Annotated in this window: 15 protein-coding genes; 4 read left to right on the top strand and 11 right to left on the bottom strand. The window is 65.7% G+C overall.

Annotation, left to right across the window (positions count from 1 at the left end; translation table 11 throughout):
- Positions 1–225: 225 nt before the first annotated feature.
- The 3 genes from HDG33_RS04185 to HDG33_RS04175 all read right to left on the bottom strand — a co-directional run bounded on the left by HDG33_RS04185 (position 226) and on the right by HDG33_RS04175 (position 3,113).
- Positions 226–1,200: a sugar ABC transporter substrate-binding protein gene (locus HDG33_RS04185; protein ID WP_184022717.1), complete on the bottom strand. Its 975-nt coding sequence runs from the start codon at positions 1,198–1,200 to the stop codon at positions 226–228.
- A gap of 315 nt (positions 1,201–1,515) precedes the next feature.
- The gene (gene corA, locus HDG33_RS04180; RefSeq protein WP_184022716.1) at positions 1,516–2,493 is read right to left on the bottom strand and encodes a magnesium/cobalt transporter CorA; all 978 of its coding nucleotides are present in this window, start codon (positions 2,491–2,493) and stop codon (positions 1,516–1,518) included.
- A 179-nt stretch (positions 2,494–2,672) separates the two neighbouring features.
- On the bottom strand, positions 2,673–3,113 hold the full coding sequence (locus HDG33_RS04175) for a DUF2846 domain-containing protein (RefSeq protein WP_260330303.1): 441 nt from the start codon (positions 3,111–3,113) through the stop codon (positions 2,673–2,675).
- A 339-nt stretch (positions 3,114–3,452) separates the two neighbouring features.
- Here HDG33_RS04175 and cydX point away from each other — a divergent pair, with 339 nt between their 5' ends.
- Together cydX and HDG33_RS04165 are read left to right on the top strand one after the other, a co-directional pair.
- A complete protein-coding gene (cydX, locus tag HDG33_RS04170; protein ID WP_184022714.1) occupies positions 3,453–3,599 on the top strand; it encodes a cytochrome bd-I oxidase subunit CydX in 147 nt (48 codons plus the stop codon).
- Complete coding sequence (locus HDG33_RS04165; protein ID WP_184022713.1) at positions 3,596–4,177, top strand: ATP-binding protein; 582 nt, start codon at positions 3,596–3,598, stop codon at positions 4,175–4,177. Before cydX ends, HDG33_RS04165 begins: the two co-directional genes overlap by 4 nt.
- A 116-nt stretch (positions 4,178–4,293) precedes the next feature.
- On the opposite strand, the gene HDG33_RS04160 is transcribed toward HDG33_RS04165, so the two are convergent.
- On the bottom strand, positions 4,294–5,391 hold the full coding sequence (locus HDG33_RS04160) for a saccharopine dehydrogenase family protein (protein WP_184022712.1): 1,098 nt from the start codon (positions 5,389–5,391) through the stop codon (positions 4,294–4,296).
- 257 nt (positions 5,392–5,648) lie between these two features.
- Entirely contained in the window at positions 5,649–6,107 is a 459-nt protein-coding gene (locus tag HDG33_RS04155) for an Lrp/AsnC family transcriptional regulator (RefSeq protein ID WP_184022711.1), read from the bottom strand.
- A gap of 339 nt (positions 6,108–6,446) precedes the next feature.
- Here HDG33_RS04155 and HDG33_RS04150 point away from each other — a divergent pair, with 339 nt between their 5' ends.
- Positions 6,447–6,965: a Spy/CpxP family protein refolding chaperone gene (locus HDG33_RS04150; RefSeq protein WP_184003867.1), complete on the top strand. Its 519-nt coding sequence runs from the start codon at positions 6,447–6,449 to the stop codon at positions 6,963–6,965.
- Between the two features lie 247 nt (positions 6,966–7,212).
- Positions 7,213–7,650 (top strand): PGDYG domain-containing protein, encoded by a 438-nt coding sequence (locus HDG33_RS04145; RefSeq protein WP_184022710.1) that lies wholly within the window; start codon positions 7,213–7,215, stop codon positions 7,648–7,650.
- Between the two features lie 18 nt (positions 7,651–7,668).
- Here HDG33_RS04145 and HDG33_RS04140 read toward each other — a convergent pair whose 3' ends face one another.
- The 6 genes from HDG33_RS04140 to HDG33_RS04115 all read right to left on the bottom strand — a co-directional run bounded on the left by HDG33_RS04140 (position 7,669) and on the right by HDG33_RS04115 (position 13,624).
- Positions 7,669–8,034: a DUF3022 domain-containing protein gene (locus HDG33_RS04140; protein WP_184022709.1), complete on the bottom strand. Its 366-nt coding sequence runs from the start codon at positions 8,032–8,034 to the stop codon at positions 7,669–7,671.
- A 96-nt stretch (positions 8,035–8,130) separates the two neighbouring features.
- Complete coding sequence (locus HDG33_RS04135; protein ID WP_184022708.1) at positions 8,131–9,030, bottom strand: YhfC family intramembrane metalloprotease; 900 nt, start codon at positions 9,028–9,030, stop codon at positions 8,131–8,133.
- 83 nt (positions 9,031–9,113) lie between these two features.
- Complete coding sequence (locus tag HDG33_RS04130; protein WP_184022707.1) at positions 9,114–10,208, bottom strand: LacI family DNA-binding transcriptional regulator; 1,095 nt, start codon at positions 10,206–10,208, stop codon at positions 9,114–9,116.
- 54 nt (positions 10,209–10,262) lie between these two features.
- A complete protein-coding gene (locus HDG33_RS04125; RefSeq protein ID WP_184022706.1) occupies positions 10,263–11,228 on the bottom strand; it encodes a D-glycerate dehydrogenase in 966 nt (321 codons plus the stop codon).
- Positions 11,228–12,517: an MFS transporter gene (locus HDG33_RS04120; RefSeq protein WP_184022705.1), complete on the bottom strand. Its 1,290-nt coding sequence runs from the start codon at positions 12,515–12,517 to the stop codon at positions 11,228–11,230. The genes HDG33_RS04125 and HDG33_RS04120 overlap by 1 nt, the downstream gene beginning before the upstream one ends.
- Positions 12,518–12,640: 123 nt before the next feature.
- Complete coding sequence (locus tag HDG33_RS04115; protein WP_260330302.1) at positions 12,641–13,624, bottom strand: sugar kinase; 984 nt, start codon at positions 13,622–13,624, stop codon at positions 12,641–12,643.
- Positions 13,625–13,772 lie beyond the last annotated feature (148 nt).

Raw genomic sequence — 13,772 nt, 5'->3', positions numbered from 1 at the left:
CATGGCCGCGCTCCCTCTCACCACGCGAGCCGCCGTCATGACGCTTATCTCTGGGATTAACGGCGGTGCGGCGGGATTCTTGAGCGTTCGTTGAATAAAAGCGGATCGCTGGGTGGTGGTTTGCCTCTAAAACACGCTATCCGCATAATTCGTGGTGATTTTTGCGGCTTCGCGTGCGCTTTTCCGGCTGCGCCCGGCTCGCGCTTCACGCCGGGCGCGGCGCGCTTACTTCAGGGTGTCCTTCGTCACCAGAACGACCGGCGTTTCGACGACGCCCGACAGCTGCGACTGCTTCTTGTTTTCGCTCAACGCCTTCAACGCGGTATCGATGCCGAACACGGCCTGCTTCGCCGCGAACTGGTCGGCGGTGGCGAGCACGCGGCCGTCCTTCAGCATCGGATGGATCGCGTTGATGTTGTCGTAGCCGACCACGAGCACCTTGCCCTGCTTGCCGGCCGCGCGCACGGCCGACACCGCGCCGATCGCCATGTTGTCGTTGCCGGCGAGCAGCGCCTTCAGGTTCGGATACTCGTTGAGCATGGCCGATGCGACCGCGTTGCCCTTGTCGATTTCCCACTCGCCCGACTGCACCGACACGACTTTCGCGCCGACTGCCTGCATCGCGTCCTTGAAGCCCGCGGTACGCTGCTGCGCGTTGGTGGTGGTCGACACGCCTTCGAGGATGCCGACCTCGTCGCCGGCCTTCAGGCGCTTCGCGAGGTAGTCACCGACGAGCCGCGCGCCCTTGCGATTGTCGGGGCCGACGAACGGCACGTTCAGGTCTTTCGACTTCAGCACGTCCGGATCGAGCCGGTTGTCGATGTTGACGACGATGATGCCCGCGTCGACCGCCTTCTTGACGACCGGCACCAGCGCCTTCGAATCGGCCGGCGCGAGCACGATCGCGTCGACCTTCGACACGATCATCTGCTCGACGATGCGGATCTGGTTGGCGGTGTCGGTTTCGTCCTTGATGCCGTTGGTGATCAGGTCGAACTTGCCGGGGTTCTGCTTCTGATAGTCTTTCGCCCCGGTCTCCATGGTCAGGAAGAACTCGTTGGCGAGCGACTTCATCACGAGCGCGACCTTCGGCTTGTGAGCCGGGGCGTTCTGCGCGTGGGCGGCGGAAAAAGGCAGGACGGCGGAGGCGGTGGCGAGAACTGCGGCGGCAAGAATGCGACGACGGGTTCGATGGCTCATGCGTATCTCCAAGGTTGTCAGGCTCGCGGGCGAGCCGTATTTTTTGTGATGCGCAAACGTTTGCGAGGCCCATTCTCAGCGCAAGCTCTTCGGAATGTCAACGATTCGCGGTGTTGCAACGCACCGGCGCGCAACATCTGCGGCGCCGCAATGCGCTCGATCGATCCGGGCAGCGTGTGGCAAGGTTCCCTCGCTCAGTTCGTGCAGTCGATGACGCCTGTGCGTCGCGTGCGGCGCGACGCACAGGCCGCTTATGCTGGCCTGGTATCGCGCGCGCCGCAAGTGAAACCCCGAGCAAATTGAACGGTGCACCGGCTACAGCCAGCCGGCCTTGCGAAAACGCCGGTACAGCACGAAGTCGATCGCCAGCATCACCGCCAGCACGACCGGATAGCCGAACTTGAAATGCAGCTCGGGAATGCGCTCGAAGTTCATCCCGTAGATGCCGGCGATCATGGTCGGCACCGCGAACAGCGCGGCGAACGAGCCGAGCCGCTTGGTGATTTCGCTCTCGGCGAGCGAGATCATGCCGAGGTTCACCTGCACCGCCGTGACGACGACTTCGCGGCGCCCCTCGATGGTTCTGACGATCCGGTCGAGGTGGTCGTAGACGTCGCGGAAGTACGCCTGCATGCCTGCGCAAACACTCGGAATGCGGCCGCCCGTCAGTTTGCCGACCGCTTCCTGCAGCGGCACGATATGGTGCTGGAGGATCACGAGCCGGCGCTTCATCGTGTACAGGTCCTGCACGATCGCGCGCGAGGCGGCCGAATCGTTCTTCTCGAAGATGCGGTCCTCGAGCATTTCGAGCTCGGTGCTGATCGCCTCCACGACCGGGAAATAACGGTCGACCACATCGTCGATCAGCGCGTACAGCACGAACGCCGAGCCCTCCTTCAACAGATGCGGCTCGTGCTCGCAGCGCGCGCGCACGCTCTTGAAGCCGGTGCGCGTGCCGCGCCGCACCGACAGCACATAGTTACCGCCGACGAACACGTCGACTTCGCCGATCACGAATTCGCCCTGCTCGTCCAACTCGACCGTGTGCATCACGGTGAACAGCGAATCGCCGTACTCCTCGATTTTCGGGCGCTGATGACCGTGTTGCGCGTCTTCGATCGCGAGTTCGTGCAGATTGAACTCGTCTTTCATGGCCGCGAGTTCCTCGGGCTCCGGATCTTTCAGCGCGACCCAGACGAAGCACTCGGGCCGCGCGACGTAGTCGCTGATGCTGTCGATATCGATGTCGGCGAGTTTCCGGCCGTCCTGATAGGCGGCGCAATTGATCAGCATGTTCGGATTACCTTGCACACAAAAGCAGACCTCGCCACCCTCTCACGTAAGCATTGCGTAAGACGGGCGACGGGTCTGCATGAACGGACAAGCACGCTTCCAGCCGGCTTGAATCAGCCGCCATGTTAAGACGCGCCGCGTGAGCCGCGCGTTTCCAATTGTTAATGCTCGACGACAGGCTACTGCGCGACCCGCTGCAGGCCGATGCGGTGATCGTCGTTGAACGTGACCGAGGCGCGGTTCGTGTAGCGCGGGTCGGCCGTCACGACGAAGTTCAGCTCGATGACCGGATCGAACTGCGTCGATACGCCGATCCGATGCGGGCCGGGCGGCAGATAGAACACCACGTGCTCGCCGTTCATCAGGTCGGTCACGCGCTCGCCGTCGATATAGACGAGCGCATCGCGGAACCGCACGATCACGTCGCGCGAACGCTCGCGCCGCACGTCCACCGCGACGAGGCCGGGGCCCGGCGCGGTATAGCCCTGTCTGACGATGCGCTCGGCAGGCACCGGTTTGAACGGTACCGGCTCGGCCGGCGTCGACGCGCAGCCGGCCAGCGTGAGCACGCTGAGCGCGACGCATACGGCCAACGCGGCGCAGCGTGCGGACCCGGCCATCCGTGCGACTCGGCAGCGGCAAGACAGGCGCATCGGCATGCTGGTTCTCCCCTGTGCTCTCGATTGCGGCCCGAGTTTCCGACTACGCGGTGTGGGTCGTCGCTCCGCGTCCGCCGGTTCGGCGGACACGGTACGCTCGTACGCATGATCGTTGCGCATCATAGCAACGCGCGGACATTCCGCCAGCCACGGTGCACGGAGCTCGGGCGCCGCGCCTCTTGCATGGCGCGGCGTTCTTCTTCATGATCGGTGCAGGCGGCCGCGCTCGCGGCTGGCCATCGTCGGTTGCCGGCATGCCTGTCGATCCGCGACGCCGGACGCATGATCAAGGAGACTGCGATGTGGTATTTCACCTGGATTCTCGGCGTGGGTGTGGCGCTCGGCTTCGGCATCATCAACGTGATGTGGCTCGAGACCAACGGCACGTTCGCGCGCGACCCGCGCCCCGATGACGCCGCCGCGCCGCGTGAGGACAAGCCTGCGTGACTTCTCTGGTTTTCTTTTGCGGTCATGCGGGCACGGGCAAGACGACGCTGGCGAAAAAACTGCTCGGCCCGCTGATGAAAGTGAGCGGCACCCCCTTCTGCCTGCTCGACAAGGACACGCTGTACGGCGTCTATAGCGCGGCCGCGATGGCGATGCTGACCGGCAATCCGAACGATCGCGACAGCCCTCTTTTCCTGCAGCATCTGCGCGACCCCGAGTATCGCGGCCTCATCGATACGGCGCGCGACAATCTCGAACTCGGCATCAGCGCGTTGGTCGTCGGCCCGCTGTCTCGCGAGGTGCGCGAGCGGCGGCTGTTCGATCATGCGTGGCTCGGCGTCGCGCCGGACGTGAGGTTGCGTGTCGTGTGGGTGCGGACCTCGGAGGACGTGGCGCGGCAGCGGATCGTCGCGCGCGCGAATCCCAACGATGCGTACAAGCTCGCGCACTGGGACGTCTACCGGCGGCGGCGTTTCGAGCCGAGCGGCGCGAGCCGCGAGGGTCTGCTGATGTTCGACAATACCGCGCCCAGTTCGGCGGACCATGAAGCGCTCGTCGCGCAAATCGTGGCTGGATGACGGCCCTCCCTTGTGTCTGGCGAGTGCCGCGCCGGCCCGATGAGGGCTGAAAAACGGAAAATCCCCGTACGTCGGCGACGTACGGGGATTTTCATTCGACGCGAGCCATGCCGGCCTCAAACGGTCGCCATCGCCTCCAGCGACTGCCCTTCGTACAACTTGCCGAAGCGGTTCGCCAGAAAATCGCCGAGCGACACCTGCTCCTGCCGCACGAAGCCCTTTTGCGGCAGCTTGCGCTCGCGGAACAGATCGAGCACCGCGCACATCGCGCCGGCGGTCGTGATCTGAATCGCGCTCATCGGCACCCCGCAGACGGTCTTCGCGAAGATCTTGCGCGTGAACACCTCCTGCACCAGCTGACCGTCGCGCATGCCGCTCACGGTGATGAACACCAGCACGACATCTTGCGCGGTCGACGGCACCGAGCGGCGCATGATGGTCTTCAGCGTATCGCGGTCGCTCGACAAACGCAGGTCTTCGAGCAGGAACTGCATCAGGTTGCGATGACCCGGATAGCGCACCGACTTGTAGTCGAGCGATTCGACGCGGCCCGCCAGCGTTTCGCACAGCGTGCCCAGCCCGCCCGACGTGTTGAACGCTTCGTACTCGGTGCCGTCGAGCGAGAAATGCTCGAGGCCTTCGAGCGGCTGCACCCATTGCGTGCGGCCATCGCGGATGGCCTCGCACGGCTGGCAGTACTCGTTGATCAGGCCGTCGACGCTCCACGTCAGGTTGTACTTCAGCGCATTGGTCGGAAACTCGGGCAGCGCGCCCACGCGCATCTTCACGTCGCGGATTTCCGTGAAGCGATTCGCGAGCTCGTGCGCGGCAATGCCGATGAAACCCGGCGCGAGACCGCACTGCGGCATGAATGCGTGATCGGCATCTTCGGCGATCGCGCGGATCGCGTGCGTCGCGCGTACGTCCTCGGTCAGGTCGAAATAATGGACACCCGCGCCCTTCGCGGCCGATGCGACGTTGACCGCGAGGTAGTACGGCAGCGCGTTGATCAGCACGTCGAAGCCCTCGATGGCGGCGCGCAGCACGGCGGCGTCGGCGGAATCGATGCGGCGGGTGGGAATGCCCTGGGCGGCGAGCTTGTCGAGCGCGTGCTGATCGCGGTCGAACGCGACGACTTCGTAGTCGCCCGTCTCGCGCAGCATATGGGCAATGGTGTGACCGATCAGACCTGCGCCAACGATAGCTACTTTCATCTGCTTCTCCTTGTTATCCATGTGCTGTCTCTGAGCTTGGGAAGTGCGCCGCGTGTTGCGCGCGGCGCCTGTGGGCCGAACCCTTGAATGACAGTGTAGGAAGAAGCAAAAACAGTTCATACGCGCAAAATGCTGCGGTATGACTATCCGGTTCGACGTTCTGACGAACCGGTCAAACGATTTGTCGAAACAGCCTAAAAAAGGCGTCAACGATGGACTCTCGCAGCACTCGCGAAGAAGTTACGCCGCGCGCCGACTCACACCGTGCCGCGGTCGGTCTTGCGCGCGAGAATGATCGACGTCGTGGTCCGCTCGACGCCCTCTAGCCCGCCGATCTGATCGAGCAGATCGTTGAGCCGCTCGGGCGAATCGGCGCGCAGCCATGCCACGTAGTCGAACTCGCCGCTGACCGCGCACAGCATCTGCACTTCGGGCATTTTGCCGAGGCGTTTCTGCACGGCCGGTCCGTGCTTCGGCGCGATGATGATGCCGACATACGCGACGATGCTCGAATCGAGCACATCCTGGCCAAGCCTCACGCTGTAGCCGGCGATCACGTTGCTGCGCTCGAGCCGCGCAATGCGCGCGATCACGGTCGTGCGCGCGACGCCGAGCTGCCGCGCGAGATTCGCGACGCTCTCGCGCGCGTTGGCTTGCAGCAGTGCAACGAGGTTGCGGTCGAGGTCGTCGAGCTGGTCGAGGCGCGGAGGTCTCATCGAAGGGGAAGGAAGTTGGTGTGGAATGTCGCGGATTATCGCGCGTCTGCACGCAGCGGCGCCATGTCACGCGGTACGGTCACAGATGCACGGCACACTGTGGGGCGGCCCCGGCGCAGTATGTCGGCGCGATTGCCGCTCAGGCGCGAGCCGTTTCGCGTTCGTTTCGGTTGTAAGCGTTTGTCGCACACGCACCGTATTGTAGGGTTAACGTGTTACTAATAGCGGCGCCGGGCGAATGCGGCAGCCGCTTGCGGTGCGGCGCCATTCGCCGCTGGCGCGGGGCAAGACGCTCGCCGCGCGCCGTGTCTCAATAACGAACAGACATCAGGAGTTTCGATGAAAAAAGCACTGGTTATGCTGGCTACGGCCGTTTCGATGGGCGGCGCGTTCGCTCAAACCGCCGCGCCGGCCGCAGCACCGGACACCACGGCCTCGGCCTCCGCGGCCAAGGCCGGCCACGAACGCAACGTCGAAGACCGCATCGCTTATCTGCACTCGCAACTGAAGATCACGCCCGCGCAGGAAACGCAATGGAAGGCGTTCGCCGACGTCATGCGCAGCAACGGCGAAACGATGGGCCAGTTGTTCGAGCAGCGCAAGGCGGCCACCAACGTGAGCGCGCTCGACGACATGAAACAGTACGCAACGATCGCGCAGGCGCATGCGGACGGCATGAAGAAGCTCGTCGATGCGTTCGATCCGCTGTATAGCAGCCTGTCGCCGGAGCAGAAGAAGCTCGCCGACGCGACGTTCCACCAGGGCGGCCCCGAGGGTCATCATCGCGGCCACCATGGCAAGGGCAAGGGCGGCAAGCCCGCGGCAGAAGCCGCGAGCGACGCGACTGTCAAGCCGTAATGAAAGAGCGCCCGCGGCGGGGGTTGCCCCGTTGCGGGCGCGGTTGATTTCAGCAATTCCGCCGGCGCCCGAACAGCGGCTTTCTCACCACGTCTCAGCCTTTCGCCTCCCCCCGCCCGACTCATGCATCTGGCATTATTCGGAGTCGCGCTGTCTGGGCCGGCTACCCGTCCCAGCGATTCGACGCACGATCGCCGCAAAGCGGCAAGTCTCGCCGCAACGCTCCCCCTAATCTTCCACCCGCTTCATGACCGAACTCAGGAATCTCGATTTGCGTGACGATCCGCACGCCCAACGCGTCGTCAAGGACGAAACGGTAAGCGTCGAATTCGCCGCCGCCGAAGGCCAGTTGATGAGCCTCGAAGGCCCGAACCGCTATGTGCGCGGCGATGCGCTGATCACCGGCTCGACCGGCGAGCGCTGGGTCGTGTCGCGCGAGCGCTTCGACGCGAAGTACCTGCCCGCCGATGCCGCGCTCGCGCACGGCGAAGCCGGCGCCTACCGCAATCGCCCGGCGGTCGTACTCGCCCGCCGGATGGACGAGTCCTTCTCGCTCGCGCGCTCCGCGAGCGGTGGCGACGTGCTGCACGGCGCGGCCGGCGACTGGGTCATGCAGTACGCGCCCGGCGACTACGGCGTCGTGCAGGCCGCGCGTTTCGCGAAGGTCTATCGGCTCGCGGATTGAATCCGCTTCACCCGCGCTTCACGCGAACTCTTCGCCGAGATCGACCGTGACTTCGCGCGGGACCGGCTGGCCGTTCGCGTACATCTCTTCGAGCGAGCCCAGGCTCGCTTCGACGTACGCGCGCGATACCGCAAAGCTGCGGCCACGCAACCGCGCCGGCATCGCGCGATAACGCGCGAGCGCCGCCGGCGCGATCGCGACCGTCATCACGATACGGCGCGCGGTGGAACCGAAGCGCATTGCTACCCAGTGAACCGTCAGTGTGGGCGTGCCATCGTCGGCGACACGCTCGATGAACTGCGTCTGCTCGGGAAACAGATCGCTGATGACGCGCGCGAGCTCGTCGAACTCCGGATGCGCGCAGTCGTATTGGTAAGCTTCCATGAAGGCTGCCGGGAAAAGAAGATCCTGAAACGTAGGCGCATTTTAGAGAAACACTGAAGGGATAGCGAGGCGCCTGCCGTCCAGCGGCTCATCCGCTCACGCCGCCGCCGGCCGCCGGTAAATCCGTATCAGCAGTCCCGCGACGAACACCGCCGCCACTACATAGATCGTATCGGCCGCCGCGAGCGGCAACAGCCGCGCCTGCGTCATTGCCGCAGGCACGTCGATCAGCGCGTGCACCCCGATCGCGAGCGGCAGGATGCCGCGCGAGCCGGCCCGCACGCCGCGCCACATCAGCACCGACAGGCCGATCTGGAACACCAGCGCCGCGACGCGTTCGAGCGCGAAAATGCCGGCCAGTTGCGGCGTCAGGCTCGCGAGAATCAGATGCACGCGCATCACCGCTTCGGCCGGCAGATTGCCGAGGTAATCGCCGAGCCGGCCACGGTTTTCGAGGACCGCTAACACGAGCCACTGGAACTGCACGAACACGCCGACCATCCATGCTTCCGCGCCGCCGTGGCCGAGGCCGTAGCTGAGCGCGGCGCCATCGTCGGCGCGCAATGCGGCGGTGCGCGTGTCGGCGGTCGTGCTGGCGGCGGGGCTCGCGCCCGCGCTTGCAGCGACGCCGGCGGGCGCGTCGACGTTCGCCTTCTTGCGCACCGCCGGCCGCGCCGCCGCGCGCTTCATGAGCAGCCGCATGCCGAAGAACCGCCCCACTTCCTCGCAAACGCCCGCGGCCAGCGCACCATAGACAACGAACGCGAGCGGCTGCGAAAGGAAAGCCGCGGTCGTCTCGTTGCCGCGCAACAGATAGTCGTGCAGCGCACGCTCGATGACCATCGCGAACAGCGCGAACACCGCGACGCCGGCGATCGCGTCGCGCGGCCGAAGCGCGAGCGGACGGCGCAATTGTCGGTAAATCAGAAACGGTAAAGCGGCGATGACGAGCGTGGCGAGCGCGAGGCTCGCGAGGGTAAGCGGTGGCACGACCATGAGTATCCTTGCGGGGTTCCTTGCAATCCCCGGCGCGCAACCGCTGCGCGCCGCAGCCCGCATCATCGCAGATCGGCCGGAAATCAGCGTGCGGTCGACGCACGCACGATCAGCTCGCCGGGCAGCAGGCAGTCGCGCGCGCCCGTCTGCGCGCCTTCGATGCGCTCGTGCAGGAATTCGACCGCGCGATAACCGATGTCGTAGGTCGGCTGGCGGATCGTCGTGATGCCGGCGAGCTCGGCCCAATCCGGATCGTCGATGGAAAGCAGCGCGACGCGGCTCTGCCAGTGCGCGCCGTAACGCGCGTTCAGATGCAGCGCGAGCCGCAACGCGACCGGTGCGTTGGCCGCGAACAGCGCGACCCGTGGGGAGGCGCCGGCGGGCTCGGCACCGGCCCCGCCTGGCGAGTCGATCGCACGATCCAGCTCCGCGAGACCGCGCTCGAGCGCAGTTGCATCGGCGAGATCGAGCACCAGCGTACGACCGCGCGCGCGGCCATCGTCGCGCATCGCCCGATCGAATGCTTCGACGCGCAACTGCCGCGAGCTGACCTGCTCGAACGGCTGCACGACGAACCAGATGTGCTCGAAGCCCCGTTCGAGCAGATGCCGCGTACCGAGCGCGGCGGCCGCGCCATTGTCGAGACCGACCATGTCGGCGACCAGCCCCTCCACGCACCGATCGACCAGTACCGCCGGAATCCCGCCGTCGCCGACCGGCCGCAACGTCTCCTCGCGCACGCCTAGCGCGTTGACGATCACACCTTCCACGCGATACGTGGTCAGCAGTTGCAGATAACGCCGCTCCATCTCGACTTCGTTCGCCGCGTGGCAGATCAACGGCATCAAGCCGAGCGCGTGGCACGCGGCCTCGACGCCTTGCAGCACTTCGACGGAGTACGGATTGGTCAGGTCGGCGACCAGCATGCCGATCAGCCGGTTGCGGCCGCGCTTCAGGCCGCGCGCCATCTGGTTCGGCTGATAGTCGAGCCGCGCGATCGCGGCTTCGATGCGCGCGCGCAGCTCGGGCGACAGCGCGCTGAACTCGCCGTTCAGATAGCGCGAGATGCTGGTCTTGCCGGTGCCGGCTTCACGCGCGACATCGGTGATCGTCGCGCGTCGCGTCGGCGCGCTCGGGGGACCCGGCGGCATGCTGGCCGGGGGCGGGGTCGTGCTCATTCGCTCATCGCTCGTGCCGGTCCGAGGGCGGGAGCTTGCGCGCCGCCCTGCGAATCACTTCGCCAGGACTTCACGGTTGACGATGTTGGTCGTCAATGTGCCGTCGAGCGCGGCGACCAGGTTCTCCGCCGCGTTGAGCGCCATCGCATGACGGGTCTCGTGCGTCGCCGAGCCGATATGCGGCAATGCGACCACGTTCGGCATAGCGAGCAACGGCGAGTCGGCAGGCAACGGTTCGGTGTCGAACACGTCGAGGCCCGCGCCGTGAATCGTGCCGTTGCGCAGCGCCTCGATCAGCGCCGGTTCGTCGACGGTCGCGCCGCGTGAAGCGTTGATCAGGATCGCGCTCTTCTTCATCGCACGCAGTTCGGCGGCGCCGATCAGATGCCGCGTCTCTCGCGTGAGCGGCACCTGCAGACAGACGAAATCGGACTGCGCGAGCAATTCAGCGAGCTCGACGCGCCGCGCGCCATACGCCTGCTCCGCTTGATGGTTCGCGCTGCGGTTCGTATACAGCACCTTCATGTTGAAGCCGAGCGCCGCGCGTCGCGCGACCGCGCCGCCGATGCGTCCAAGCCCGACGATGCCGATCGTCTTGCCCTGCACGTCGAGCCCGAACTGCGCGGGCCCGATGCTCGTGCGCCACTGCCCCGCCTTGACCCAGTCGGCCAGCTCGACGACGCGCCGCGCGGACGCGAGGATCAGCGAGAACACGGTATCGGCGGTCGATTCGGTCAGCACGTCCGGCGTGTGCGCGAGCACGATGCCGCGGCGCGTGAGGTCGGCGACGTCGAACTGGTCGTAGCCGACCGAGATCGTCGACAGCGCCTTCAGCCGGCTCGCGCCTTCGAGCATCGCCGGCGTGATCTGCACGCTCGCGCCGATGCCGCCGTCGGCATCGCGCAGCGCGGCAACGAACGCATCATGCTGTGACGAATCGACCTGCACGACCTGCGCATGCTGTTGCAGATAGGCGAGCACATCCTCGGGCAGCGACTTCCAGGCGACGATCTTGTTCATCAGCTAATTTTCCTTGCGACGGTGGGACGAGCGGGGCCACGTTGTTCGGCCGCGGCCGGCTTGACGGCGAGCGTCAGGATCACCGCGGCGACGAGCGCCACGCTCATGAATGCATATGATGCCGCGGGCGAACCGGTCGCGCCGTTCAGATAGCCGACCACGTACGAGCCGACGAACGAACCGAGCGCGCCCATGCTGTTGATCAGCGCCATCGCGCCGCCCGCGACGTTCTTCGGCAGCAGCTCCGGCACGATCGCGAAGAACGGTCCATACGGCGCGTACATCGCGGCGCCCGCGATCACGAGCAGCGCATACGAGACCCAGAAATGCGCGGAGCCGAGCCCGTACGACGCCGCGAACGCAATCGCACCGATCAGCAGGAACGGCCACACGAACACCTTGCGGCGGTTGAGTTTATCCGATGCCCACGAAGCTGCAAGCATCGCGATCGTCGCGGCCAGATACGGCAGCGCCGACAGCCAGCCGGTTTCCACCATACCGAACGACGAGCCGTTCTTCAGGATCGACGGCAACCACAGCACGAAGCCGTACACGCCGATGCTCCAGCAGAAATACTGCGCGCACAGCTTGATGACCGCGGGCGTGCGAAACGCCTCGCTGTAGTTGCGCACCGGCTTGATCGCGGCCTGCTCCGCGCGCAGCGTCTGCGCGAGCGCGTCCTTTTCCTCTTGCGTGAGCCACGACACCTGCTCGGGCTTGTCCTTGACGAGGAACCACCAGCAGATCGCCCAGATGATCGCGGGCGCGCCCTCGGCGATGAACATCTGCCGCCAGCCGAACGAATGCACGAGATAGCCCGACACGACCGACATCCACAGCACCGTGACGGGATTGCCGAGGATCAGGAACGTGTTCGCGCGCGAGCGCTCGCTCTTCGTGAACCAGTTGCTGATGAAGATCAGCATCGCCGGCATTACCGCGGCTTCGACGACGCCGAGCAGGAAGCGGATCGCCATCAGCGACGGAATGTTGCTGACCATGCCGGTCAACGCCGCGCAGCCGCCCCACAGAACGAGGCTCCAGAACACCAGTTTCTTCACGCTGCGGCGCTCGGCATAGATCGCACCCGGAATCTGGAAGAAGAAATAGCCGAGGAAGAACAGCGCGCCGATCAGCGACGCGAGCCCCTTGCTGATGCCGAGATCCTGGTTGATGCCGGCCGCCGACGCGAAGCCGAAATTCGCGCGATCCAGATACGCGAGGCTGTAGGTGATGAACACGATCGGCATGATCGTCCACCAGCGGCGAATCGCAAGCGATGAGGTCATGGAAGTCTCCTTGGACGGCGTCGTCCCGAATCAATGATGAAAAAATCTGGGCGCGCAGTGGGCGCTCTTGTTGTCGTCGATGCTGGTTGTGGATGCAGCGCTATCGATGCGGTCCGATCCGCGTCAGGCCGCGCTTGCGATGTCCGGTACCTCGGCCAGCTCCAGCACGTCGAGTTCGGCGCGGCTCGGCAAACCTTCCGAATCGCCGATCACCTGGATCGCGAGCGCGCCGATCCGGTTGCCACGCGCGACCGCCTGCGCGAGCGTGCGGCCTTCGAGCAGCGCGCTGATCACGCCGACCGCGAAACCATCGCCCGCGCCGACCGTATCGACGACGTTCGCGACCGGCCGGCCGGCGATCGTCGCGGCATCGGTCGCGGTGCGGTAATACGCGCCCTGCGCGCCGAGCTTGACGATCACGCCGCGCGCGCCGCGCTCGAGATAGAACTTCGCGATGTCCTCCGGCTGCGTGTGGCCGGTCAGAATCTCACCCTCGCCGATGCCGGGCAGCACCCAGTCGGCGAGCGCGGCGAGCGCGTTCAAGCCTTCGACCATCGCCGCGCGCGAGGGCCACAGCGTCGGACGCAGGTTCGGGTCGAACGAGATCGTCCTGCCTGCAGCGCGCATTTCGCGGGCCAGGTGGAATGCGAGTTCGCGCGAGCTTGCCGAGATCGCCGGGGCGACGCCGGTCAGATGCAGATGACGCGCGGGCAGCACGTAACCGGCGAGGTAGTCGTCGAGCGACAGATGGCTCGCCGCCGAGCCCTTGCGGAAGTATTCGACCGCCGGGTCGCTGCCGTCGTCGCTCTTCGACTTCAGCTGGAAGCCGGTCGGATGGCGCGCGTCGGTGCTCACGCATTGCTGGTCGATGCCCTCTTTCGTCAGCGTGTCGCGCACGTACCGGCCGAACGAATCGTCGCCGACGCGGCTCATCCAGCCCACCCTGAAGCCGAGTCGGGACAAGCCGATCGCGACGTTCAGATCCGCGCCGGCGATGCGCTTCGTGAAGTGCCCGACGCCCGCGAGCGGGCCGGCTTCGGCGGCGACGAACATCGCCATCGCTTCGCCGTAGGTGATCACGTCGAGGGCGGGGTAAGGGTGGGTCATGCTGGGCTCCTGGTGGTGCTGCTGATGCGGTGATTCGTGTTGCGTGGAATGCGTTCTTTGCTGCCTGGGTTGCTGCCGGGGTTGCTGCCTGAGTTGCCGCCTCGTCTGCTATACGGCTTCGACCGAGGCGCTTCGTGATGCCGCGCCG

Origin of the sequence: Paraburkholderia sp. Cpub6, from assembly GCF_014201065.1 — a bacterium.
GTDB classification, from domain to species: domain Bacteria; phylum Pseudomonadota; class Gammaproteobacteria; order Burkholderiales; family Burkholderiaceae; genus Paraburkholderia; species Paraburkholderia tuberum.
The sequence above is the reverse complement of the archived record's forward strand: the minus strand, read 5'-3'. Positions and strand labels throughout refer to the sequence as shown.

Coding starts and splice junctions, on each gene's coding strand:
- HDG33_RS04120 (WP_184022705.1), bottom strand. CDS start 12,517: ATGACCTCATCGCTTGCGATTCGCCGCTGGTGGACGATCATGCCGATC.
- HDG33_RS04130 (WP_184022707.1), bottom strand. CDS start 10,208: ATGAGCACGACCCCGCCCCCGGCCAGCATGCCGCCGGGTCCCCCGAGC.
- HDG33_RS04160 (WP_184022712.1), bottom strand. CDS start 5,391: ATGAAAGTAGCTATCGTTGGCGCAGGTCTGATCGGTCACACCATTGCC.
- HDG33_RS04145 (WP_184022710.1), top strand. CDS start 7,213: ATGACCGAACTCAGGAATCTCGATTTGCGTGACGATCCGCACGCCCAA.
- HDG33_RS04135 (WP_184022708.1), bottom strand. CDS start 9,030: ATGGTCGTGCCACCGCTTACCCTCGCGAGCCTCGCGCTCGCCACGCTC.
- HDG33_RS04185 (WP_184022717.1), bottom strand. CDS start 1,200: ATGAGCCATCGAACCCGTCGTCGCATTCTTGCCGCCGCAGTTCTCGCC.
- HDG33_RS04150 (WP_184003867.1), top strand. CDS start 6,447: ATGAAAAAAGCACTGGTTATGCTGGCTACGGCCGTTTCGATGGGCGGC.
- HDG33_RS04115 (WP_260330302.1), bottom strand. CDS start 13,624: ATGACCCACCCTTACCCCGCCCTCGACGTGATCACCTACGGCGAAGCG.
- HDG33_RS04140 (WP_184022709.1), bottom strand. CDS start 8,034: ATGGAAGCTTACCAATACGACTGCGCGCATCCGGAGTTCGACGAGCTC.
- HDG33_RS04155 (WP_184022711.1), bottom strand. CDS start 6,107: ATGAGACCTCCGCGCCTCGACCAGCTCGACGACCTCGACCGCAACCTC.
- HDG33_RS04125 (WP_184022706.1), bottom strand. CDS start 11,228: ATGAACAAGATCGTCGCCTGGAAGTCGCTGCCCGAGGATGTGCTCGCC.
- HDG33_RS04175 (WP_260330303.1), bottom strand. CDS start 3,113: ATGGCCGGGTCCGCACGCTGCGCCGCGTTGGCCGTATGCGTCGCGCTC.
- corA (WP_184022716.1), bottom strand. CDS start 2,493: ATGCTGATCAATTGCGCCGCCTATCAGGACGGCCGGAAACTCGCCGAC.
- cydX (WP_184022714.1), top strand. CDS start 3,453: ATGTGGTATTTCACCTGGATTCTCGGCGTGGGTGTGGCGCTCGGCTTC.